At 68.0% G+C, this 20,903-nt stretch carries 18 protein-coding genes; 6 read left to right on the top strand and 12 right to left on the bottom strand.

From position 1 onward, the window contains the following. Window positions 1–3: 3 nt before the first annotated feature. The 8 genes from DSM104443_RS05215 to smc are packed head-to-tail and all read right to left on the bottom strand — an operon-like array spanning window position 4 to window position 9,759. Window positions 4–384, bottom strand: coding sequence for a DUF4870 family protein (locus DSM104443_RS05215; RefSeq protein ID WP_171090130.1), 381 nt, complete (start codon window positions 382–384; stop codon window positions 4–6). Next, window positions 377–907, bottom strand: coding sequence for a peptide deformylase (gene def / locus DSM104443_RS05210; protein WP_171090128.1), 531 nt, complete (start codon window positions 905–907; stop codon window positions 377–379). Before def ends, DSM104443_RS05215 begins: the two co-directional genes overlap by 8 nt. Continuing rightward, window positions 894–1,643, bottom strand: a complete 750-nt coding sequence (locus DSM104443_RS05205; protein WP_171090126.1) for an S-methyl-5'-thioinosine phosphorylase — start codon at window positions 1,641–1,643, stop codon at window positions 894–896. Before DSM104443_RS05205 ends, def begins: the two co-directional genes overlap by 14 nt. Then, window positions 1,643–2,185, bottom strand: coding sequence for a hypoxanthine-guanine phosphoribosyltransferase (locus tag DSM104443_RS05200; RefSeq protein WP_171090124.1), 543 nt, complete (start codon window positions 2,183–2,185; stop codon window positions 1,643–1,645). The genes DSM104443_RS05205 and DSM104443_RS05200 overlap by 1 nt, the downstream gene beginning before the upstream one ends. Then, window positions 2,182–3,072, bottom strand: a complete 891-nt coding sequence (gene galU, locus DSM104443_RS05195) for a UTP--glucose-1-phosphate uridylyltransferase GalU (RefSeq protein WP_171090123.1) — start codon at window positions 3,070–3,072, stop codon at window positions 2,182–2,184. The genes DSM104443_RS05200 and galU overlap by 4 nt, the downstream gene beginning before the upstream one ends. After that, a complete protein-coding gene (gene ligA / locus DSM104443_RS05190; RefSeq protein ID WP_171090121.1) occupies window positions 3,069–5,081 on the bottom strand; it encodes an NAD-dependent DNA ligase LigA in 2,013 nt (670 codons plus the stop codon). Before ligA ends, galU begins: the two co-directional genes overlap by 4 nt. Before the next feature lie 3 nt (window positions 5,082–5,084). Continuing rightward, window positions 5,085–6,206: a cell division protein ZipA C-terminal FtsZ-binding domain-containing protein gene (locus DSM104443_RS05185; RefSeq protein ID WP_171090119.1), complete on the bottom strand. Its 1,122-nt coding sequence runs from the start codon at window positions 6,204–6,206 to the stop codon at window positions 5,085–5,087. 31 nt (window positions 6,207–6,237) lie between these two features. Beyond that, entirely contained in the window at window positions 6,238–9,759 is a 3,522-nt protein-coding gene (gene smc / locus DSM104443_RS05180; protein WP_171090117.1) for a chromosome segregation protein SMC, read from the bottom strand. Window positions 9,760–9,835: 76 nt separating this feature from the next. Here smc and queF point away from each other — a divergent pair, with 76 nt between their 5' ends. Together queF and DSM104443_RS05170 are read left to right on the top strand one after the other, a co-directional pair. Continuing rightward, window positions 9,836–10,258, top strand: coding sequence for a preQ(1) synthase (gene queF / locus DSM104443_RS05175; protein WP_171090115.1), 423 nt, complete (start codon window positions 9,836–9,838; stop codon window positions 10,256–10,258). After that, on the top strand, window positions 10,219–12,189 hold the full coding sequence (locus DSM104443_RS05170) for an alpha/beta hydrolase family protein (protein ID WP_171090114.1): 1,971 nt from the start codon (window positions 10,219–10,221) through the stop codon (window positions 12,187–12,189). Before queF ends, DSM104443_RS05170 begins: the two co-directional genes overlap by 40 nt. On the opposite strand, the gene DSM104443_RS05165 is transcribed toward DSM104443_RS05170, so the two are convergent. Then, window positions 12,186–12,776 (bottom strand): helix-turn-helix domain-containing protein, encoded by a 591-nt coding sequence (locus DSM104443_RS05165; protein ID WP_171090111.1) that lies wholly within the window; start codon window positions 12,774–12,776, stop codon window positions 12,186–12,188. The genes DSM104443_RS05170 and DSM104443_RS05165 overlap by 4 nt on opposite strands. Continuing rightward, window positions 12,773–13,414, bottom strand: coding sequence for a DJ-1/PfpI family protein (locus DSM104443_RS05160; RefSeq protein ID WP_171090110.1), 642 nt, complete (start codon window positions 13,412–13,414; stop codon window positions 12,773–12,775). Before DSM104443_RS05160 ends, DSM104443_RS05165 begins: the two co-directional genes overlap by 4 nt. 188 nt (window positions 13,415–13,602) lie before the next feature. Here DSM104443_RS05160 and DSM104443_RS05155 point away from each other — a divergent pair, with 188 nt between their 5' ends. Together DSM104443_RS05155 and DSM104443_RS05150 are read left to right on the top strand one after the other, a co-directional pair. Next, the gene (locus DSM104443_RS05155; RefSeq protein WP_171090108.1) at window positions 13,603–14,742 is read left to right on the top strand and encodes a TRAP transporter substrate-binding protein; all 1,140 of its coding nucleotides are present in this window, start codon (window positions 13,603–13,605) and stop codon (window positions 14,740–14,742) included. Next, the gene (locus tag DSM104443_RS05150; protein WP_171090106.1) at window positions 14,739–15,581 is read left to right on the top strand and encodes an MBL fold metallo-hydrolase; all 843 of its coding nucleotides are present in this window, start codon (window positions 14,739–14,741) and stop codon (window positions 15,579–15,581) included. Before DSM104443_RS05155 ends, DSM104443_RS05150 begins: the two co-directional genes overlap by 4 nt. On the opposite strand, the gene DSM104443_RS05145 is transcribed toward DSM104443_RS05150, so the two are convergent. Together DSM104443_RS05145 and DSM104443_RS05140 are read right to left on the bottom strand one after the other, a co-directional pair. Further along, entirely contained in the window at window positions 15,547–16,428 is an 882-nt protein-coding gene (locus tag DSM104443_RS05145; RefSeq protein ID WP_171090103.1) for a DMT family transporter, read from the bottom strand. The two genes, DSM104443_RS05150 and DSM104443_RS05145, sit on opposite strands and share 35 nt — an antisense overlap. Beyond that, complete coding sequence (locus DSM104443_RS05140; protein ID WP_171090101.1) at window positions 16,425–17,573, bottom strand: class I SAM-dependent methyltransferase; 1,149 nt, start codon at window positions 17,571–17,573, stop codon at window positions 16,425–16,427. Before DSM104443_RS05140 ends, DSM104443_RS05145 begins: the two co-directional genes overlap by 4 nt. A 38-nt stretch (window positions 17,574–17,611) precedes the next feature. Here DSM104443_RS05140 and DSM104443_RS05135 point away from each other — a divergent pair, with 38 nt between their 5' ends. Together DSM104443_RS05135 and DSM104443_RS05130 are read left to right on the top strand one after the other, a co-directional pair. Beyond that, window positions 17,612–19,078, top strand: a complete 1,467-nt coding sequence (locus tag DSM104443_RS05135; RefSeq protein ID WP_171090100.1) for a glycosyltransferase family 4 protein — start codon at window positions 17,612–17,614, stop codon at window positions 19,076–19,078. Continuing rightward, window positions 19,065–20,900, top strand: coding sequence for a glycosyltransferase family 2 protein (locus DSM104443_RS05130; RefSeq protein WP_171090098.1), 1,836 nt, complete (start codon window positions 19,065–19,067; stop codon window positions 20,898–20,900). The genes DSM104443_RS05135 and DSM104443_RS05130 overlap by 14 nt, the downstream gene beginning before the upstream one ends. Window positions 20,901–20,903: the final 3 nt, after the last annotated feature.

Raw genomic sequence — 20,903 nt, 5'->3', positions numbered from 1 at the left:
CGCTCAGGCCGGAGCGGGCTTCTTGTCGTTCAGCAGGAGCCAGCCGCGGATCACGCGGTAGAGGTACCAGACGAAGAGGACGGTGAACGGAATCCACGCGAGGATCGCGAGGATGAGCGTGAGGACCATGAGGAACGTGACGACCGAGGCGATCACGATCCACAGCAGCCCCCACCAGAACGTGCGCGAGAGCCACGAGATGTGGGTGTCGAGCCAGCTGCCGCGGTAGTCGTCGCGCTTCACGGCGCCCACGAAGACCGCGACCACGGCCAGGATCCACGCCGTGAAGGGCGCCAGGCCGTGCAGCAGGTAGAGGATGTGGATCGGGCCGGTGTTCGGGGCCTCGGCCGCGATGACGGTCGGATCGGTGTGGATGTCACTCATCGGAATCCTCCATTCCCGGAAACAGCACATCGGTGAAGCCGAAGCGCGCCATGTCGGTCATGCGCTGCGGATAAAGTACGCCGTCCAGATGATCGCACTCATGCTGCACCACTCTCGCATGGAAGCCGTCGGCCACGCGATCGATCGGCTTGCCGTTCTCGTCGAAGCCCGTGTAGCGCAGCTTCGTGAACCGCGGCACCACGCCTCGCAGGCCGGGCACCGAAAGGCAGCCCTCCCAGCCCTCCTCCAGCTCCTTCGTCAGGAACTCGATCTTCGGATTCACGAGGATGGTAAACGGAACTTCCTCCGCGTCGGGATAGCGCGGGTTCTTCTCCACGCCGAAGATCACCACGCGAACCGGCACGTTGATCTGCGGCGCGGCGAGGCCTGCACCGTTCTGCGCGGCCATCGTGTCCCTCATGTCCTGCAACAAGGCCTGGAGCTCGGGGCCGAAGCTCGTGACGGCCTGGGCCACCTGGGCCAGCGTCGGATGCCCCATGCGGATCACCTCACGAACGGCCATGGCGCTCCACCAGCTTCGCAACGATCAGTCGGACTTTCGACATGGTCTCCTCGATGACTTTCCCAAGTTCTTCCAGCTGGATGCCGCCGGCGCTCTCGCGCCGCCCCGCGGCCGAATTCACCACCACGGCGATCACCGCGTACTGCATGCCGAGCTCGCGGGCGAGCGCGGCCTCGGGCATCCCCGTCATTCCTACAATCGTGGCGCCGTCGCGTTCGAGGCGGTCCACCTCGGCGCGAGTCTCCAGTCGGGGACCCTGCGTCGCCGCATAGGTTCCTCCCGGCACGATCGCGACCCCGGCGTCGCGCGCGGCGGAGATGCACATCTCGCGCGCCGTCTCGTCGTACGGATTCGTGAAGTCGATGTGCGTCACCGGCTGCTCGGCGCCTTCGAAGAATGTCGAGCGCCTTCCCCAGGTGTAGTCGATCAGCTGGTCGGGCACGGCGAGCGAGCCGGCCGGATGCGCGGGCGTGATGCCACCCACGGTGCACACGGCGGCGATGCACTTCACGCCGCGCGAGTGCAGCGCCCAGATGTTGGAGCGGTAGTTGATCTCGTGCGGGGCGAGCGTGTGGGCATAGCCGTGGCGCGCGAGGAAGGCGATGTCGCGCCCGCCGACGCGGCCGAAGGTGAGCGGCCCCGAGGGCTCGCCGTAGGGCGTGCGCACGATCTGGCGAGACGTGATCTCGAGGTTGGCGAGCTGCGTGAGGCCGGAGCCTCCGATGATGGCGAGCATCAGTCTTTCAGGGCGTAGATCGCCGGGAGGTTGCGCCACAGGCCGTAGGCATCCATGCCGAAGCCGAAGACGTAGCGGTTGGGAACGGTGACGCCGACGAAGTCGGCGGCGATGGGCTTCTCGTGCCCGAGCGCCTTGTCGGCGAAGACGGCGCTCCACACGTGCTTGGCGCCCATCTCGAGCAGCTTGTCGCGAATGGCGGCGAGCGTGATGCCCTGGTCGAGGATGTCGTCCACGACGAGCACGACGCGCCCGCGCACGTTGTCGCGCGGCGGCAGGCTCCAGTGGATGTCGCGGCCTTGCGTGTCGTTGTTGTAGCGCGTGACCTCGATGGCGCCGAACTCGAGCGGAAAGACGAGCAGCGGCAGCAGGTGGCCGGTGAAGACCGCGGCCCCGCCCATCACGGAGAGCACGACGGGGAACTCGCCCTTCAGCTTCGTGGTGATCTCGCCCGCGAGGCGCTCGACGGAGCTCTTCACAACGTCCGCCGGACAGATCAGGTCCGCCTCGTCCAGCAGGCGTTGGGCGTCGCGCTGATTCATTTGACCTTGGCCGCTTTCGCGAGCGACAGCAGGTACGCGCGGAAATCGGCGGCGAGCTCGGGGTGCTTCAGGCCCAGCTCCACCGTGGCCTGCAGGTAGCCCAGCTTGTTGCCGCAGTCGTAGCGCTTGCCCTCGAACGGATACGAGAGGACTTCCTGGTCGCGCAGCATGCGGCCGATGGCGTCCGTGAGCTGGATCTCGCGGCCGGCGCCGGGGCGCGTGGTGGCGAGGTACTCGAAGATGTGCGGCGAGAGCACGTAGCGCCCCACGACCGCCTGGGTGGACGGCGCGTCCTCGGGCTTCGGCTTCTCGACGATGCCGTTGATCTTGCAGGTCTTCGTGGAGTCGCCCTCGCAGGACACGATGCCGTAGGAGCTCGTTTCCGAAGGCGCGACGGTCTGCGTGGCAAGCACGCTGGCGCCGCGCTGCTCCCAGACGTCGGTCATCTGCTTCATCACCGGCACCTTCGCGTCGATCAAGTCGTCGGCGAGGATCACGGCGAAGGGCTCGTCGCCCACGAGGTGACGCGCGCAGAGCACCGCATGGCCCAGGCCCAGCGGCTCGGCCTGGCGCACGTAGACGCAGTTCACGCCCTCGGGAAGGAGGCTGCGGACCTCCTTCAGCAATTTGTTCTTGCCGTTCTTCGCGAGCTCGGCTTCCAGCTCGTAGGCCTTGTCGAAGTGGTCCTCGATCGCGCGCTTGCCGCGGCCGGTGATGAAGATGAGGTCGACGATGCCCGCGGCCACCGCCTCTTCCACCGCGTACTGGATCAGCGGCTTGTCGACGACCGGCAGCATCTCCTTGGGCGAGGCCTTGGTGGCCGGCAGGAAGCGCGTGCCGAGGCCGGCGACGGGAAACACGGCTTTGGTGACTTTGCGGGGGGTCATTTGTCGAGCATCTTCAGGAATTGCGCTTCGTCCAGGACCGGGACGCCGAGTTCGTTCGCCTTGTCGAGCTTGCTGCCTGCTTCCGTTCCGGCGACCACGTAGTCCGTCTTTTTCGACACCGACCCGGTGATCTTGCCGCCCGCTTCCTCGATCAGCGCCTTCGCGTCGTCGCGCGGGATCGAGAGCGTTCCGGTGAGCACCACAATCTTACCCGCGAACGGACCGGTCGCCGCCTTGGCCGCGGCCCCTTCGCCCTCCGTCCAGTGCACGCCGGCGGCTCGAAGCTGCTCGACCACCTCGCGGTTGTGTTTCTCCGCGAAAAACCGCGCGATCGATTCGGCGACGATGGGCCCCACGTCGGGCGTGCCCTGTAGCGCCTCCACGTCGGCTTCCATCAGCTTGTCGAGCGAGCCGAAGTGCCGCGCGAGGTCCTTGGACGTAGTCTCGCCGACGTTGCGGATGCCGAGCGCGTAGATGAAGCGGGCGAGCGTCGTCTCGCGGCTCTTCTCGATGCCGTCCACGACGTTCTGCGCCGACTTCTCCGCCATGCGCTCCAGCTCCGCCAGCTTGGCCACGCCCAGCTTGTAGAGATCCGGAGCGGTGCGCACGAGCCCGCTCTCGACGAGCTGCTCCACCAGCTTGTAGCCGAGGTTCTCGATGTTCATCGCGCGGCGTCCCGCGAAGTGGATCAGCGCCTGCTTGCGTTGCGCCGGGCAGAAGAGGCCGCCGGTGCAGCGCGCGACCGCCTCGTCCTCGCCCTTGGCAATAGCCGAACCACACACGGGGCACTTCGTGGGCATCGTGAACCGGTCGGCCTTCTCCCGCGGGCCTTCCTTCGCCACGCGCGCCACCTCGGGAATCACGTCCCCGGCGCGGCGGACGACGACCGTGTCGCGCTTCCAGATCTCCTTGCGGCGGATCTCGTCCTCGTTGTGAAGCGTTGCGTTCACGATGGTGGTGCCGCCGACGAAGACCGGCTTCAGCCGCGCCACGGGCGTGATGGCGCCGGTGCGGCCGACCTGGATGTCGATATCCAGCAGCTCGGTGGTCGCCTCTTCCGCCGGAAACTTGTGCGCGATGGCCCAGCGCGGCGCGCGCGAGACGAAGCCGAGCGAGCCCTGCTGCGCGAACGCGTTCACCTTGTAGACGACGCCGTCGATGTCGTAGTCCAACTTCGGGCGCTTGGCGCCGACCGCCTTGTAGAAATCGAGCAGGCCCTTCACGCCGCGCGCGACCTTGCGGTCCTTGGCGACCGGGAAGCCCAGGTCCGCCAACGCGTCGAGCAGCTCCGAGTGCGTGGGCGGCACCTTGAAGCCCTCGTTCGCGCCGATGCCGTAGGCGAAGAACGAGAGGCGGCGCTGGGCGGTGAGCTTAGGATCGAGCTGGCGGAGCGCCCCCGTGGCGGAGTTGCGCGGGTTCACGAACGTCTTCTCGCCGGCGGCCTCGGCTCGCTTGTTCAGGGCGTCGAAGTCGCGGCGGAACATCAGCACCTCGCCTCGCACCTCGAGCAGCTTGGGGGGCTTCTTCGCCTCGAGACGCAGGGGAATTGAGCGGACGGTGCGCAGGTTGTTGCTGACGTCCTCGCCCACTGCGCCGTCGCCGCGCGTGGCGCCCTGCACGAAGACGCCGTTCTCGTAGACCAGCGTCACCGCGAGGCCGTCGAACTTGAGCTCGCAGGCGTACTCGACTTCCGGGACGTTCAGCAGCTCGCGGCAGCGGCGGTCGAAGGACTCCACGTCCTCGTCCTCGAAGGCGTTGGCGAGCGAGAGCATGGCGACGCGGTGCGTGACTTCCTCGAAACCCTCGCTGGGCTTCGAGCCCACGCGCTGCGTCGGCGAATCGGGCGTGGCGAGCTCGGGATGCGCGGCCTCGATCTCCTGCAGTTCCTTGAGGAGCGAGTCCCACTCCGCGTCCGAGATCTCGGGCGCGGCGTCGTTGTAGTAGAGCTTGTTGTGGCGCTCGATCTCGCGCCGCAGCGCCTCGGCGCGCGCCGCGGGCTTCGCCGCCATGGGCTAGGTGAAGAGCCGGCGCGCGAGCGCGCTGCCGGCGGGAATGCCGTGGGCTTCCATGTCGCGGAAGACGGTCTCGAGGCTGCGGCGGATCGCCGCGAGGCCGGCGGCACTCAGGGGCTTGCGGTTGTCGTCCACCAGCTCGCCGCCCAGCGTCGTGGCGCAGGTGTTGGCGAGCGCCACCATCTCGTCGAACGCGGCGCCCGGGTCGGAAACGTGCGGGACGTCGATGCCGAAGGTGAGGCCGCTGGTGTAGTTGGCGTCGTGCCGCTCGCCGTCGCGGTCGAAGCGGCGGATGGAATACGCGGGCGTTCCGTCGCGGGCGAAGCTCACGAGGTCGCCGTCGCCGGTCTCCGAGAGGCCGTGCTCGAGCGCAACGGACTTCACCTTGGCGAGCGCGAAGGTGGCGCCGTACTGGCCGACCACGTTCACCGCCACCTCGATGTCCGCGTCGGCGCAGAAAGTGTCGAGGTCGCGCGCGCGCTGCGCGGCGGCCGCGGGCGACTCGCGCTGCGAGACGCCGCCGACCGATGCGGCGAAGCTCGCAATCGTCTCGTTGAAGCCGGCGATTTCGTCCTCGGTCACGGGGCCGCTGCGCGAGGCGAGCTGCAGCCCGGCGCGAAGCTCGCGCCAGCTTCCCTTGCCTGTGGCGTCGATCGGGCGCCACTGCTCCTCGACGATGCCCTCCATCAGGACCGGCGTGGTGTGGGCTTCGAGCGCGTTCAGGAGGGGCTCCAGCGTCTCGCGGCGCACCGGATCGTCGGCGAGGACGACGGCGACCGTGTCGATGCGGCTCGAGACCATGGAATCGGCGCCGCCCGGGGCGTGGGCGATGTCGACGTCGTCGTCATCGACGCGCGGGGCGGTCCCACGCGGGGCGCTCACGTCCTCGATGCGGCCCATCTGGGGCTCGGTGCGGTCGACCGTAGGCATGGCGCCCATCGTCGGCTCGCGGCGCGGGGCCGGGGCGATGGCGCCGGCATCCAGCAGCACATCGGGAGCCTGCGTTCCGAAGGCGCGCTCGGCGCGCTGGCGTGCGCGGCGCTCGACGATCGTGTTGTAGACCACCACGCCTGCGATGAAGCACAGGCCGAGGGCACCTAACGCGATCTGGAGATCACTCATTCGATGGAAAGTCGACTCTGACCCGGGTTTTTCATGCGGCCTGTTTGCGAGCAAATTCCATGGCGGCCTCGATATCGACTTCGACGATACGCGACACGCCGGGTTCCTGCATGGTGACGCCGACCAGCTGCTCGCCCAGCTCCATCGTGATCTTGTTGTGCGTGATGAAGAGGAACTGCGTCTGCGCCGACATCTGCTTCACCAGCTCGCAGAAGCGCACGGTGTTCGGGTCGTCCAGCGGCGCGTCCACCTCGTCCAGCAGGCAGAAGGGCGCGGGGTTCAGCTTGAAGAGCGAGAACACGAGCGCGATCGCCGTGAGGGCCTTCTCGCCGCCCGACAGGAGCTGGATCGAGGCGTTCTTCTTGCCCGGGGGCTGAGCGAAGACCTGCACGCCCGCGTCGAGGATCTCCTCGCCCGTGAGCTTCAGGCTCGCCTGGCCGCCGCCGAAGAGCGCCGGGAACATCTCGGTGAAATTGGCGCTCACGATGTCGAACGTGGACTGCAGCATCTCGCGCGTCTCGCGGTCGATGCGCTTGATGGCCGCCTCGAGCGTCTCGACCGCCTGGAAGAGGTCTGTGGCCTGCGCGTCGAGGAAGCCCTTGCGATCGCGCGCGGTCTCCAGCTCCTGCAGCGCGGCGAGGTTGACCGGGCCCAGCGCCGCGATCTCCTCGGTAAGGCGCGTGATCTCCGCTTGCATGGTGCGGGAACCCACGCGCTTCTCGATCTGCTCGGCCATCTCCTCGCGCGTGACGCCCGCTTCCTGGAGCTGCGTGGCGTACTGCTCGGCGTTGGTGACGGCTTCCTGCTCCTTCAGCTTGAGCTCGGTGATGCGCTCGCGCATCGGATTGAGGTTCTGCTCGACCGACAGGCGTCCTTCCTCGAGGCTGCGCAGCTCGTCGGCCAGGTGCTCCAGGCCCGAGCGGGCGTCGGCGAGGATGCGCTCGCGCTCGCTCTTCACCTGCAGAGCCCCTTGCAGGCGCTCGCGGACGTTGCCTTCCTCCAGCGCGCCCAGCTCCTCGCTGACCTTGGCCTTGTTCATGCCGAGCGCGGACAGGCGCTCGCCGAGCGATACGGCGAGCTGGCCCTGCGAGGCCGCCTTGTCGGTGGCGCTGCGCTCGGTGTACTGCGCTTCCTGGTGGGCGCGTTCCGCGGCGAGGATGCCCGCGCGTGCCGTATCGAGGGCCGACTGCGCGTCGCGGGCGCTCTCCTCGAGCGCCTGCAGCCGCTGGACGATCGTCTCGATCGCCTCGGAGCCGCGCTGGAGGGCGTGCTGCGCCTCGCTCATCTCCAGCTTCTCGCCCTCTTCCTGCTTCTCGATCTCGGAGAGCTCGACGCGGATCGCCTCGCGGCGCGCTTCTGCTTGCTTGGAGCTCTGCGAGAGCTTGAGATATTCGACCTCGAGGTCGTGGTCCTGCTGGCGGGCGCGCTGCAGCTCCTCGCGCACGCGCCGGGCGTTGTCCTGGCCTTCGCGCAGCTCGATCTCGAGGGCCTTCAGGCGCTCGTCGACCTCCGCGCGGCTGCGCACCTGCGCCGGAATGCGGCCCTGCAGGTCCTCGATCTCGCGCTGGCGCTGCAACACGCCGTGCAGCTCGGACTGCGGGCCGTGGAACACCACGCCCTGGCGGCCGAAGAGGTGGCCGGCCTTCGAGACCAGCAGGCCTCCGGGCGGCAGCACCTTGGCGAGCGCCAGGCCTTCCTCGCCGTCGGGAAGGATGAAGACGTTGCCCAGCGCTTCCTTCACGTACGCGAGCACGCCGGGACGCGTGCTCGTGACCACGGAAGAGAGCGGGCGAAGGTGCGACGAAGCCGAAGCGATGTCCGGCACGCCGCGCTCGATGAAGACCGCGAAGTTGCCCGGGGGCGCATCGCGCAGCAGCGACGAGAGGTTGCTTTCGTCGGACAGGCGAGCGGCGTTCAGGCGCACGCCCAGCGCGGCTTCTACCGCGTCGTCCCAGCCGGCTTCCACGTGCATCGCCTGCCAGAGGCGCTCGGAGCGATCCAGCGCGTGTTGCCTGGCCCAGTCGGCGAGCTTGGAGTTGTTGTCGAGCTTGGCCTGCTGCGACTCGAGGGCCTTCAGTGCGGCTTCGAGGTTGGCGACCTCGCGCGTCTTCTCCTGCAGCGTGGTGACGGCAGCGCGGCGCTCGTCTTCCAGCGCGGGGAGGCGCCCTTCGGCATCCTTCTGCTGCGTCTCGAGACCGGAGACCTTTTCGCGAAGCGAATCGCGCTCGCGCTCGAGGCCGGCCAGCTTCTCGGGCTCCGGGAAAACCAGCGCCATGTTCTCCTGCTTGAGGCGGTTCTTCCGCGCCTCGAGCTGCGAGAGGATCTTCAGCGCGTGCGACTCGCGCGACTCCTCGATGCCCTGCGCCTGCTCGGCGGCGGACATCTCGGTTCCCGCGGATTTCACGTTGGCGGTGGCGGTGCGCGCGGCCTCCTCGGCGGCGGGCAGCGCGGCGCGGGCACGCTCGACATCCGCGGCACGCTCGCCGATCGCGGCACGGGCGCGTTCGGAATCGGACTGGAAGCGATCGCGCTCGCCGTGGGCTTCGGAGATGCGGCGCTCCACTTCGCCGATCTCGGTGGCGAGGCCATCCAGCTGCACGGTCATGCGGCGGCGGTTCTCGCCGAGGAACGCGATCTCCTGCTCCAGCGACTGGACGTCGGCGTTGGCCGCGTAGAGGTTGCCCTGGAGCTGCGAGAGGTGATCGGTTTCCTGGTAATGCTTGTGGCGCAGGTCCTCCAGCGCGCGCTCGTTCTCGCGCAGCTTGGCCGTCTCCGCTTCCAGTGCGACGGTGACCTTCTGCACCTCGTTGCCATAGCGGGTCTTCGCCGTATCCGCTTCGCGAAGGCGCGTGAAGGTCAGCAAGTTGTGGTTCAGCGCGAGCTGGGTCTGCAGCTCGTTGTACTTGCCGGCGACTTCTGCCTGCTGGGCCAGGTGCCCGACCTGCGTCTCCAGCTCGGCCTGGATGTCGCCCACGCGGGAGAGGTTCTCCCTCGTGTCCTCGAGCCGCAGCTCCGTCTCGCGGCGGCGCTCGCGATACTTCGACACGCCCGCGGCCTCCTCGAGGAACACGCGCAGCTCCTCCGGCTTGGAGGTGATGACGCGCGAGATCATGCCCTGCTCGATGATCGAGTACGCGCGGGGGCCGAGGCCGGTGCCGAGGAAGATGTCCTGCACGTCGCGGCGGCGGACGTGCTGGCCGTTGATGTAGTAGTTGCTGTCGCCGTCGCGCGAGAGCACGCGCTTCACGCTGATCTCGGTGTACTGCGCCCAGGCACCCCCCACGCGGCCGAGCGAGTTGTCGAACACGAGCTCGACGGAGGCGCGGCCCACGGGCTTCCTTTCCGCGGAGCCGTTGAAGATCACGTCGTGCATGTGCTCGCCGCGAAGCTGCTTGGCACTGGTTTCGCCCAGGACCCAGCGCACCGCATCGATGACGTTGGACTTGCCGCAGCCATTGGGGCCGACGACACCGACGAGCTGCCCGGGGACGGCGATAGTGGTGGGGTCGACGAAGGATTTGAAGCCGGCGAGCTTGACGGAGGTGAGTCTCAAAGCCTGGTGCCTTTCAAAGACAACGATTGCCGCTTGTTTAGAATGTCGATTTTACCGGTTTGATTCCCCGATCCCAATGCCCGCGAAACCCGCCCCGTCGAAAGTGCTTGACACGTTCCCGAGTCCGAATGGGGAGCGCGATTTCGCCATCCACATGCGCATTCCGGAGTTCACCTGCCTGTGCCCGAAAACCGGGCAACCGGACTTCGCGACCCTTTTCCTGGACTACATCCCGGACAGGAAATGCGTCGAGCTGAAGAGCCTCAAGCTCTACATCTGGTCGTTCCGCAACGAGGGGGCTTTCCACGAGGCCGTGACCAACCGGATCCTCGACGACCTGGTGAAGGCACTCTCGCCGCGCTTCATGCGCCTCACCGGGCGTTTCTACGTTCGCGGCGGCATCTTCACGACCGTGGTCGCGGAGCATAGCAAGGCCGGGTGGAAAGGAAAGGAGCCGGCGTGGACCGGCGACGGGTCCGCCCCGGAGCGCTCGACGTGATCCGGCGGCTCGCCGCCGCGCTGGTTGCCGGCCTCGCGGCCAGCGCCTCTGCCGCCGAGCCGCCCTCGATCGAATCGCTGTTCCGCCTTCCGCAGTACTCGGCCATGGTGCTGGCCCCGGACGGCTCCGTCGTCGCCGCGCTGGCCCCGGTGAACGGCCGCCAGAACCTCGTCCTGCTCGACCTCGGCAGCCGCAAGGCCACGCCGGTCACATCCTTCGAGGACGTCGACGTCGTTGCGTTCGACTGGGTCAGCAGCAAGCGCCTGCTCCTGCGGACCGGAACGCTCAACGACCGCGACGCCAACTTTCGCGGCGGCGACCTGATCGCGATCGACCGCGACGGCAACCAGCCGTATCGCCTCGCCGAACGGGGCCGCTTGCTGCGCATGGATCTCCCCACCGCGGCGTGGGAAATCCCCGTGCGCATGCTCCCCGGCGAAGGTGACGACGTCATCCTCCAGCAGTTCCGCCCGGAACGCTCGCGCGTCGCCGCCGGCGGATTGCGGCGAGTGAACACGCGCAACGGGCAATCGACGCCCCTCAGCCTCGACAAGCCGGAGGGCGGCGAAGGGGAGCGCTGGCTCGTGGACGACAACGGCGTGGCCCGCGCGATCGTCGTCGGCCGCGAGAAGTCGGTTACGTCGTGGTATCGCAGCGGGGCCGGCAAGCCGTGGGTGAAGGTCTCCGAGGAAGAGGCACTGAGCGCCGGGCGCACGCCGGTCGCGATCGACGGCGACGGGCTGATCGTGAGCGTCGATTCCGGGCGCGACAAGGCGGCGCTCTATCGCTGGTCTCCGGAGACGAAGCTCGCCGCCGAGCCGATCGCCGAGCACCCGCGCGTGGACCTGCGGCGCATCCGCTTCGACCAGGGCACGCCCGTTGGGGTCAGCTACGCCGATGATGTTCCCGGCACCGCGTGGTTCGATCCCGCGATCCGCCGCGTGCAGGAGGCCATGGACAAGGCGATGCCCGGCACGGTCAACGACCTCTCGTGGTCGCGTGACCGCAAGCACTTCATCGTCCAGTCGCGCTCGGATGTCTCCCCGGGCGCCTTCTACTACTTCGACGCAACGTCCGGGAAACTCGAGTGGCTGGCGGACCGCTCGCCGTGGATCAAGAGCGCGGAGATGTCGCACACGCGGGCGGTGCGCTACAAGGCGCGCGACGGCCTGGAGATCCCGGCGTACCTCACGCTCCCGCGCGGGTCGGACGGCAAGGGCCTGCCGCTGATCGTGAACGTGCACGGCGGGCCGTACGTCCACGGATCGACCGGGATGTTCGACCCCGAGACACAGTTCTTCGCGTCGCGCGGCTACGCAGTGCTCTCGCCCAACTTCCGCGGCTCGACGGGCTACGGCTGGAAGCACTTCCAGGGCGGCTTGGGCCAGTGGGGCCTGGCGATGCAAGACGACCTCACCGACGGCGTGCAGTGGGCGATCGCGCAGGGCATCGCCGATCCCAAGCGCGTCTGCATCTACGGCGCGAGCTACGGGGGCTACGCCGCGATGATGGGTGTGGCCAAGACACCGGACCTCTACCGGTGCGCGGTGAACTACGTCGGTGTGACTGACCTCATCCTCATGCTCACGGCGACCTGGAGCGACTACTCCGACTCCGACTACGCGCGCTACATCCAGCAGGATGCGGTGGGCGATGTCACGCGCGACCGCGAACGGCTGGAGAAAGCCTCGCCGGCGAGGCAGGCCGCGAAGATCACCGCGCCCGTACTGATGGCCTACGGCGCATCCGACCGGCGCGTGCCCATCGAGCACGGGACGAAGATGCTCTCGGCCCTGCGTGCGGCGGGGAAATCACCGGAGTGGATCGTGATGGAAGGCGAGGGGCATGGCTTCCGCAACCCGGAGAACGTCGCCGCCTACTACAAGGCCGTCGAGGCCTTCCTCGCGAAGCACCTCAAGCCGGCCAACTAGTCCTTCGCCTGCGGGCTGTACGTCACGACGATCGCGATCGCCTCGCCGTGAATGCTGCGCCCACGGTGCGGCAGGCGAGCATCGAAGTAGATGCTGTCGCCCGTCTCGAGCACCAGCTTCTGGCCTCCCGCCTGCCATTCGACGCGGCCCTTCAGCACGTACATGAACTCCTCGCCCTCGTGCTCGAAGAAGACGTACTTGTCGATCTCCGAGGGGAATGTGAACAGGAAGGGATCCATCTTCTTGCCCGGCAGGTCACCGGCCAGGCTCTGGTAGTCGTAGCCGAAGGCGGTGCCGCCGCGCACGACCGGCCGGCGCTCGCTCGCGCGCACCACGGACAGCCCACGGCTCGCACCCTGCGCCGGCGAGTGGAGCAGCGCGCTCATGTCGGTCTTCAGCGCCGCGGCGATGCGCGAGAGCGAGCCGATCGGCGGGACCTTGTGCGAGTTCTCGATCTTCGAGAGGTAGCTCTTGCTGAAGCCGGTGAGCTGAGCAAGCTGGTCAAGCGTCATGCCGGAGCGCGTGCGCAGGTCCGCGATGCGCGTGCCGATCACCTTCTGCGGATCCGCTTCCGCTGCCTGCGTCATGGGCGCGTCTTCGGCGGAGCCGCGACGACGTCCGGCAAGCGCTCCGCATTGGCCGCGAACGCCGCGGAATACTCGAGGATGCGCGCCGTTTCCACGGCGACACGCTCGCCATGGAAGCGGTGCAGCAGGTACAACATCATGTCGATGCAGAGCGTGACGCCGCCGCCGGTCAGGACGGGGCCCTCGTCCACGAGGCGTGCGTCCAGCGCCCGGATCGCGGGATAACGCTCGCGCAGGAGGGTGAGCGGCGGAACCTCCGTCCCCGTCACCTCGCGCTTGGTTGTCGCGGCGTGGCCGTCGAGCACGCCGCTCGCGGCGAGGATCATCCCCCCGGTGCACACCGCGGCCACGGGCGTCGCGCGGCTGAACCGGCGGATGAATTCCAGAGTGGGCGGATGGCTCGCTTCGCGGGTCCAGCCCGGCCCTCCCGTCACCACGAGAACCTGGGCCGGCGGCGCGTCGGCGTAGCCGTGGTTCGCCATCACGGTCAGCCCGTTCGCGAGCGTCACCGGCCCCGCCCTCTCGGCCACCAGGTACATCGAGATTCCGGGCTCGACCCGGCGCGCCATCGAGAGCACGCCATACGTGGCGAGGTCGATCGGCTCGGTCCCGGGATAGATGAGGATGGCGGCTCGCATGCCTTATGAATCAATTATTTAACTTCAATCCCACAGTTTGCAGGTGCTAACTTCATGAGCGATGTTGACTTCGAGTTTCCCAACAGTCAATACTTGGCCACGACTTCCGCGAGCGCGGCGCGGAGGCCGATCCGACCTCAAACGCGCTTCCCGCATCGTGAGCCCCCCATCCATCCCGGGAGACCCGCATGCCTCGCACCGTAGCCGACAAACCCGCCGCCGCCTCATCCACCCGCCGTCGCTTCCTCGCCGGTGCGGGCATCGCGCTCGCGGGAGCCCCGATGGTGGTGCGCGCCCAGCCCGCGCCGATCACGCTCCGCTTCCAGAGCACCTGGCCGGTGAAGTTCCTGTACCACGAGTTCGCGGTGGACTTCACGAAGAAGGTCGCGGAGCTCTCCAATGGCCGCCTCGTCATCACCATGCTGCCCGCCGGCTCCGTCGTTCCAGGCCTGCAGGTCGTGGAAGCGACCAGCAAGGGCATTCTCGATGGAGGCCATGGCCTGGCCGCGTTCTGGTTCGGCAAGAACACCGCCTTCGGGCTCTACGGCGCGGGCCCCGACTTCGGGCTCGACGGCAACCAGCTTCTCGCCTGGGTGGAATACGGCGGAGGCAAGGAGCTCTTCGCGGAGATCCAGGCCGCCGCGCAGCTCGACATCGTGAGCCTCCTCTACGGTCCCGTACCGTGCGAGCCCATGGGCTGGTTCAAGAAACCGATCCGCTCCGTGGCGGACCTGAAGGGCCTCAAGTTCCGCACCGCGGGCCTCGCCGTCGAGATGTTCAACGAGCTCGGCATGTCCACCGTGCAGATGGCGCCCGGGGACATCGTCCCGGCGTTGGACCGCGGGCTCCTCGACGGCGCGGAATTCGCCAGCGCCTCGGACGACCGCGTGATGGGCTTCGCCGACGTGGCCAAGTTCTACCTGCAGCAGAGCTACCACATGTCGAATAATTTCTGCGAGATCATGATCAACAAGAAGAGATACGAGTCGCTGCCCGACGACCTCAAGGTGGTGCTCAAGATGGCGAGCCACGCCGCCAGCGCCGACATGGAGTGGAAGAGCATGCACCGCATGTCGCAGGACTTCCTCGAGCTGAAGGCCCTGCAGAAGGTGAGCATCTACCGCACGCCGAAGCCCATCCTCGACGCCCAGCTCAAGGCCTGGGACAAGGTGATTGCCAAGCACTCCGCGACCAACCCGCTCTTCGCGAAGGTGGTGGAGTCGCAGAAGGCCTGGGCGAAGCGCGTGATGTACTGGCACAACGAGGTGCAGGTGGACCAACGCTCCGCCTACACCCACTGGTTCGGGAAAGGACCCGCCACGACATGAACCCCGTCATCCGCTACTACGGCTGGTCGGCCCTGGGCATCGAGGCCGAGCCGGGCACGCTCTACTTCGACCCGTTCTATCGCCACTACTGCGGCGCCTCGTGGTTCGGCCTGGAGGATTTCGCCAACGCGAGCGTGGTGTGCGCCACGCATGGCCATGAGGAGCACTACCTCGACATCCCGTCGGTGGTGGCCCGCAGCGGCGCGGACGTGGTGGGCACCAAGGCGGTCTGCGACTACCTGGCGTGGCGCAACAAGGTGCCGCGCGAGCGGCTGCACCCGATGCAACCCTTCACGCCCGCGGATGTGAAGGGCTACCGCATCACCACCTTCAACTGGAAGCACCGCGACATCAACCTGTGGAAGGCGCTCACCAAGGCCGTGTTCCACGGCAACGCCACACAGCTCTCGTGGGCCTGGTCCTCCGCCACCAACGCGCCCTTCTACTCCGACTACACCGGCTTCCACGTCGAGCTGCCCTCGGGCCTCACGATCCTCAACTACAACGAGGGCTTCAACACGAAGATGACCGATGCCGAGATCCAGGACCTCGGCAAGCGCGTGCGCACCGACGTGCTGCTCGCGGGCATGCAGCTCTCGTTCATGGACGACGTGGCGCGCGGGGCGCTCGCGTTGAAGCCGAGGATGGTCGTGCTGTACCCGCCGCACGAGCACTTCCACGCGATGATGGGTGTCACCTCGCGGCCGTGGCCGGAGTTCAAGGCCGCGGTGGAGAAGGCGCTGCCCTCCGCGAAAGTGATCATCGCCAACCCCGGCGACGCGATCGATGCCGTGACCGGCGAGGTTACGGCTCGGCGGGCGGAGCGCTCCGCGGCCTGAGCGTCGTCACGAGCGTGGCCCCCACGATGAAGAGGCCGCCCAGGTAGTCCTTGGCGCGCGGAACCTCGTCCGCGAGCAGCCACGCGGCGAACACGGCGACCGGCAGCTCGAAGAGAAGGATCACGATCGCGCGGTTCGCGGGCAGGCGCGAGAGTCCGTACTGCATCGCGAGGCTCATCGCGACGAGGGCCAGGCCGATGCCCCAGGCGATCGGCCAGTCGGCCACGGCGACGGCATCCATCAACGTCGCGTCGCTCCACGGAATGTGGACCGCCGCCGCGATCGTGACGCCCAGCCAGATCGCGATCGACTTGCCCGCGTCCGACACGTTGTCGATCTTGCGCACCAGCACGTTGCCGAGCGCGAAGAGGAAGCCGGCCACGCCCGCCAGCCAATCCGCGCGCGTCTCCGGCCACGGGAATCCCAGTTCCGGGCGCCAGAGCATCGTCGCCGCGCCGCCGAACGCGAGCGTCATCGCGAAGACGCCGCGGCGGTCGAGGCGCTCGTCCAGCAGCAGCCAGGCGATCGGCACGGTCCACAGCGGCGCCAGGTAGAAGAGCAGCAGCACGCGCATGACCTCGCCTTCCAGCACCGCGAGGACATAGGCGAGGTTGCTCCATCCGATCGACAGCCCCATCGCCGCCACCAGCCACGGCGAGGCGAGCATCCCGCGCCAATGCCGGAAGAAGATCGCGCCCCCGACGACGGCGGCGATGCCGTAGGTGATCGCGGTCGACCAGATGCCGTCCAGGCCCGCCTGCGCGAGCAGGCGATACGGGTACCAGACGATTCCCCAGAGGGAGGCGCCCGCCAGGAGGGCCCAGGCCGGTCCCGCGGTAGCGTTCATTGGATCGACGTGCGCGAGTTGCGCAGCACGACGACGTCATGCACGCCAATGGCGCCCGGAATCATGGCGACCACCTCGAGAAAGCGGCCCCAGTGGCGCCGGACATACCAAGGTGCGTGATCGACATTGAGGTAGTAGTCGGAATTTCCGATGGCCGCGGCGATCTGGTCGTTGGCGCTCGTCACCAGGAACCCTTCCTTGCGGAGGCGCTCCTTTCGCAACGCATTCGCTTCGAGCCCTCCTCCACCGTATTCGATGGCCGTCTCGCCGTGCGTGGTCACGATCACTGTGCCGCCTGGGCGCGTGATGCGTGCCAGTTCGCGCAGCCACGCGTCTTGGGCGAGCTGCGACAAATGCGTGAACACTGAGACCCCGTAGACCAGATCGAAGTGTCCATCGGGATAGTCCGTCGGCGGCATGAGCGGCACTGACCGGTACTCGCCACGCAAGTTGCGAGCGCACCAATCGGCGTTGTCCGCGTCGATATCCGCGCCATGCACCTCCACGCCCTCGACCCGCTGGAGGTAGCGAGCAACCCGGCCGCAACCCACGCCCCAATCGAGAATACGGTTGCCTGGCCCGATCGGCGCTCCATGGCGTGCGGCGATCGCGCAAATCCGCTTGAAGTCCGTCGCGCCGCCGAGTCGGAACTGGAACGAATCGTCCCGGCCGATCACGCGGACCAGCCGCTCGGTCTCCGGTAAGGGCGGGTCGCGATCCGGATCGCCGAAGAACCACGCGTTCGCTGCCGCGAAGGGCTTCGGCCTGCCGTGAAAGCCATACTCGATTCGCAGGAACTCTCGCTCGAAAATCTCGGCCCGGCTCGCTCGTACGCGACACGCGAATCCCGAGGCGGCGGAATACGCCCGCGTGAGGAAATGCCGCCCGACGTCGTCGCGGGCAATGGGAAATTCGACTGCGTCGAAGGGGCGGTCGTTCCATGTGAAGCGAGCGGGAAGGCCCGCGAGCGGGGGAAGAACCCATCCGCTCACCCGCAGGCCGTCGTCATCGATACCGATGGTTTCGATCGTCCACGGCTCGGCACGGAAATAACCGATGCCGAGCGCCACCATCAGGTCCGAGCGCCAGCGTGCGGGCAATACGTGGCTGGCTTGCCTCAATGCACGGCGCAACGGTTCTTTCATCGACCGTATGATAGCGAATCACTTCTTCGGTTCGTCCGTTGCCCGCAACGATCCTCCACGTCACGAGTCTCTTTGGCGGCGGCGTAGACCGCCATCTGCGAGACATCGCGCGCGCTGTGCCGGGACGTCACCTGGTCTGGCATGTCGGCGACAAGGCCGAGGTGATCGAGACACCCGGGCAGCGATTCGCGACCATGGATCCGCATCGCATCAACGAAAATCCGAAAGCACTGGCTGCCGCGCTGCGCGCCGAGCGCGTGAGTATCGTGCACCTTCACTCCAGCCACCCCCGGCCCCGGGCCCGGGCGCTGGAAGCGGCAAAAGCGCTCGGAGTGAAGCGCATCGTCACCCTGCACGACGTCCTCTTCCTGCGGCCCGATGCCTTCGACGTCGAGGCGGATGCGCCACCGAATGCCGAATGGCTTGCCGGCACCACGGCCGAGCTTCGCGACGCTGCCGCCGTTCTCGCGCCCTCCGAGTTCATGGCGGCGAAGGCGCGGCAGCACATCCCCGATCTCGAAGTTGCCGTCGTTCCCAACGGTTCGGCGCCGCCCGTGGATGGAAAGGCCGAGGCGCGCGCCGAGTTCCTCGCGCATCGTCCGCGTCATGTGGTCGCCGTGCTGGGCGCGATCGGTCCCCACAAAGGCAGTGAACTCCTCGAGGAGCTGCCCGCGCACCTCGAAGGAACCGACATTGGCGTGGTGGTGATCGGCTATCTCGACCGGCAGCTGTTTCCGGGATGGCGCGTGCCCGGGCGGCTCTTCGTGCATGGCGCCTATGACGACGCGCAGACAGGCGCGCTCCTTCGCGCCTACGGGGCCCAGCTCGTGCTTTTCCCCAATCGCGTCGAGGAGAGCTTCAGCTACGCGCTCTCGGATGCGTGGGCGGCCGGGCTGCCCGTGCTCGCAGCACCGCTGGGCGCGCTCGCCGAGCGCGTGCGCCACTGCGCCTGCGGCTGGTTGCTGCAACCGGGCTTCGACGCGCACGAAGTCGCCACGCGGCTGCGCCACCTCTTCGCGCACACCGGTCCTTCGGGGCTCGCGGAGGTAGAATCCGCGCTCTCCCGTCCCGATCCCTCGCGCATCCCCGCGCTCGACGACATGGCCCGCTCCCTCGACGCCTTCTACCGCCGCTTCGCGATCGACCCCGCGGCGCCCGAGGCCGCGGACGGCGAGGCGCTGCAGCGGCTGCTCGCGGCCAACCTCGACGGTTCGATCTTCCGCCAGGAGCTCGTGCGCCTCGCCGACGAGTACGCGCAGGTGAAGGCCGCGCTCGACGGCGAACGCGCACGCACCGAGACCTTCGAGCGCGAATCGCGCGAATGGATGGCGAAGCTCGAGCGCGACATCGAGGGCCTGAAGGGCGAGCTCGAAGGCGAGGTGGCCCAGCGCCGCGACCTCGGCCAGCAGATCGTGCAGCTGCAGATCCACAAGGACGCGTTCGACCTCCTCCCGGAGTTCGTCCGCAAGCTCCTGCTGAAGAAGATCCTCGATGCGCGAAATTGACGTCAGCGTCGTCACGTTCCATCCCGACCTGGCGCTCCTGCACCAGCTCTTCTCGAGCCTTGCCGAATCCGTTTCGCCCGCCGTCCGGCTGAACGTCCTCGTCCACGACAACAGCGCCGACGCCGCTGCGGCCGCGCGCATCCAGGCGCTGCCCGAGCTGCAGGCGGGCGGTGCATTCGCTTTCGTCGAGGTGCAGCACTCCGCCACCAACCTCGGCTTCGGCCGCGGCCACAACGCCAACGCAGCCCGCGGCCGTGCGCCGTGGCTCTTGGTGGTGAACCAGGATTGCGTGCTGGAGCCCGGAGCGCTCGAGGCCTTGCTCGCGGCGGTGGATCGCGACAGCGACGGCCAATGTGCCGCGTGGGAGATGCGCCAGATCCCCTACGAGCATCCGAAGGAATACGACCCCATCACGCTCGAGCCGCCGTGGGTGAGCGGCGCGGCGTCGCTCTTCCGCCGCGTCGCCTACGACGAGGCCGGCGGGTTCGACCCGCGCTTCTTCCTGTACGCCGAGGACGTCGACCTCTCCTGGCGATTGCGGGCCTTGGGATGGAAGCTGCGCTACGTGCCGCGCGCCGGCGTCGTCCACCAGACGTACAAGGGCGCGCACGAGGTGAAGCCGCAGCAGGTCTTCGGCGGCGTGTTCGGCAGCCTGAGCATCCGGCTTCGCTTCGGCGGTGTCGCGCGCATGGCGCAGGGCCTCGCCATGCTCTTCGCGGAGATCCTCGCGCCGAACAGCTTCCCCGGCCGGCGCTGGGGCCTGGTGAAGACGGGCTTCCGTTTCCTCTACCACGCGCCGCACTTCGCCTTCACGCGCGTGAAGCCCACGCGGACCTTCCGGCCGAAGTTCGTCGGCTGGGGCTTCGAGATGCATCGCGACGGCGCGTTCCTCGAGTTCCGCTCGGTGCGCGACGGCAATGCGCCGCCTCGACCGAAGGTTTCCATCCTCATCCGCACCCTGAATCGCCCGGCGATGCTGCGCGAGGCGCTCGCGTCGTGCGCCAACCAGACCTACCCGAACCTCGAGGTCGTCGTCGTGGAGGATGGCGGCGGCAATGCGGGCGAGGCGGTGGCCGCCGAGTTCGCGGAGCGCCTCGACGTGAAGTACCAGGCGACGCGCCGCCGGGTCGGGCGCGGGCGGGCGGGCAACACCGCGATGGGTGCCGCGACCGGGGAGTGGCTCAACTTCCTCGACGATGACGACGTCTTCTTCGCCGACCATGTGGAGGTGCTGGTCGACACCGTGACGCGCACCGGTCTCGCCGGCGCCTACAGCCTCGCGTGGGAGACGCACACGGAGTTCTCGGGCAACGGCAACGACGCCTACGACGAGCTGATGCACGTGACCCGCCACAAGCAGCCGTTCGACCGGCTGACCCTCTGGCACCACAACTACCTCCCGATCCAGGCGGTGATGTTCAGCAAGCGCCTCTTCGAGAAGTACGGCGGCTTCGCGGAGGACATGGACCAGCTCGAGGACTGGAACCTCTGGACGCGCTACACGCTCGAGAACGACTTCGCGATGGTCGAGAAGACGACGTCGAAGTACCGCGTGCCGGCGGGCGCGCGTGCCGCGGCGCAGCGCCAGGCGCTCCTCGACGACGCCTATTCGGACGCGCTGCGGCGGCAGGAGGCGCTGCTGATCACGCTCTCGCCGCGCGACATCTCCAAGATGGCCGATACCTTCGTGCGCAGCCAGGCGGTGATGATGGTGACCCGCAACGACCTGCGCCGCTTCGTGGGCGGCAACCGCGCGCTCTCGTGGGTGGCGCGCTGGCGCGCCCCCGTCGGCCGCTTCCTCCGCCGCCGCCGCATCCTATAATCG

It is taken from the genome of Usitatibacter rugosus, assembly GCF_013003965.1.
In the GTDB taxonomy this organism is placed as follows: Bacteria; Pseudomonadota; Gammaproteobacteria; order Burkholderiales; family Usitatibacteraceae; genus Usitatibacter; species Usitatibacter rugosus.
Note: the sequence above shows the minus strand (reverse complement) of the source record. Positions and strands in the feature narration are given on the sequence as shown.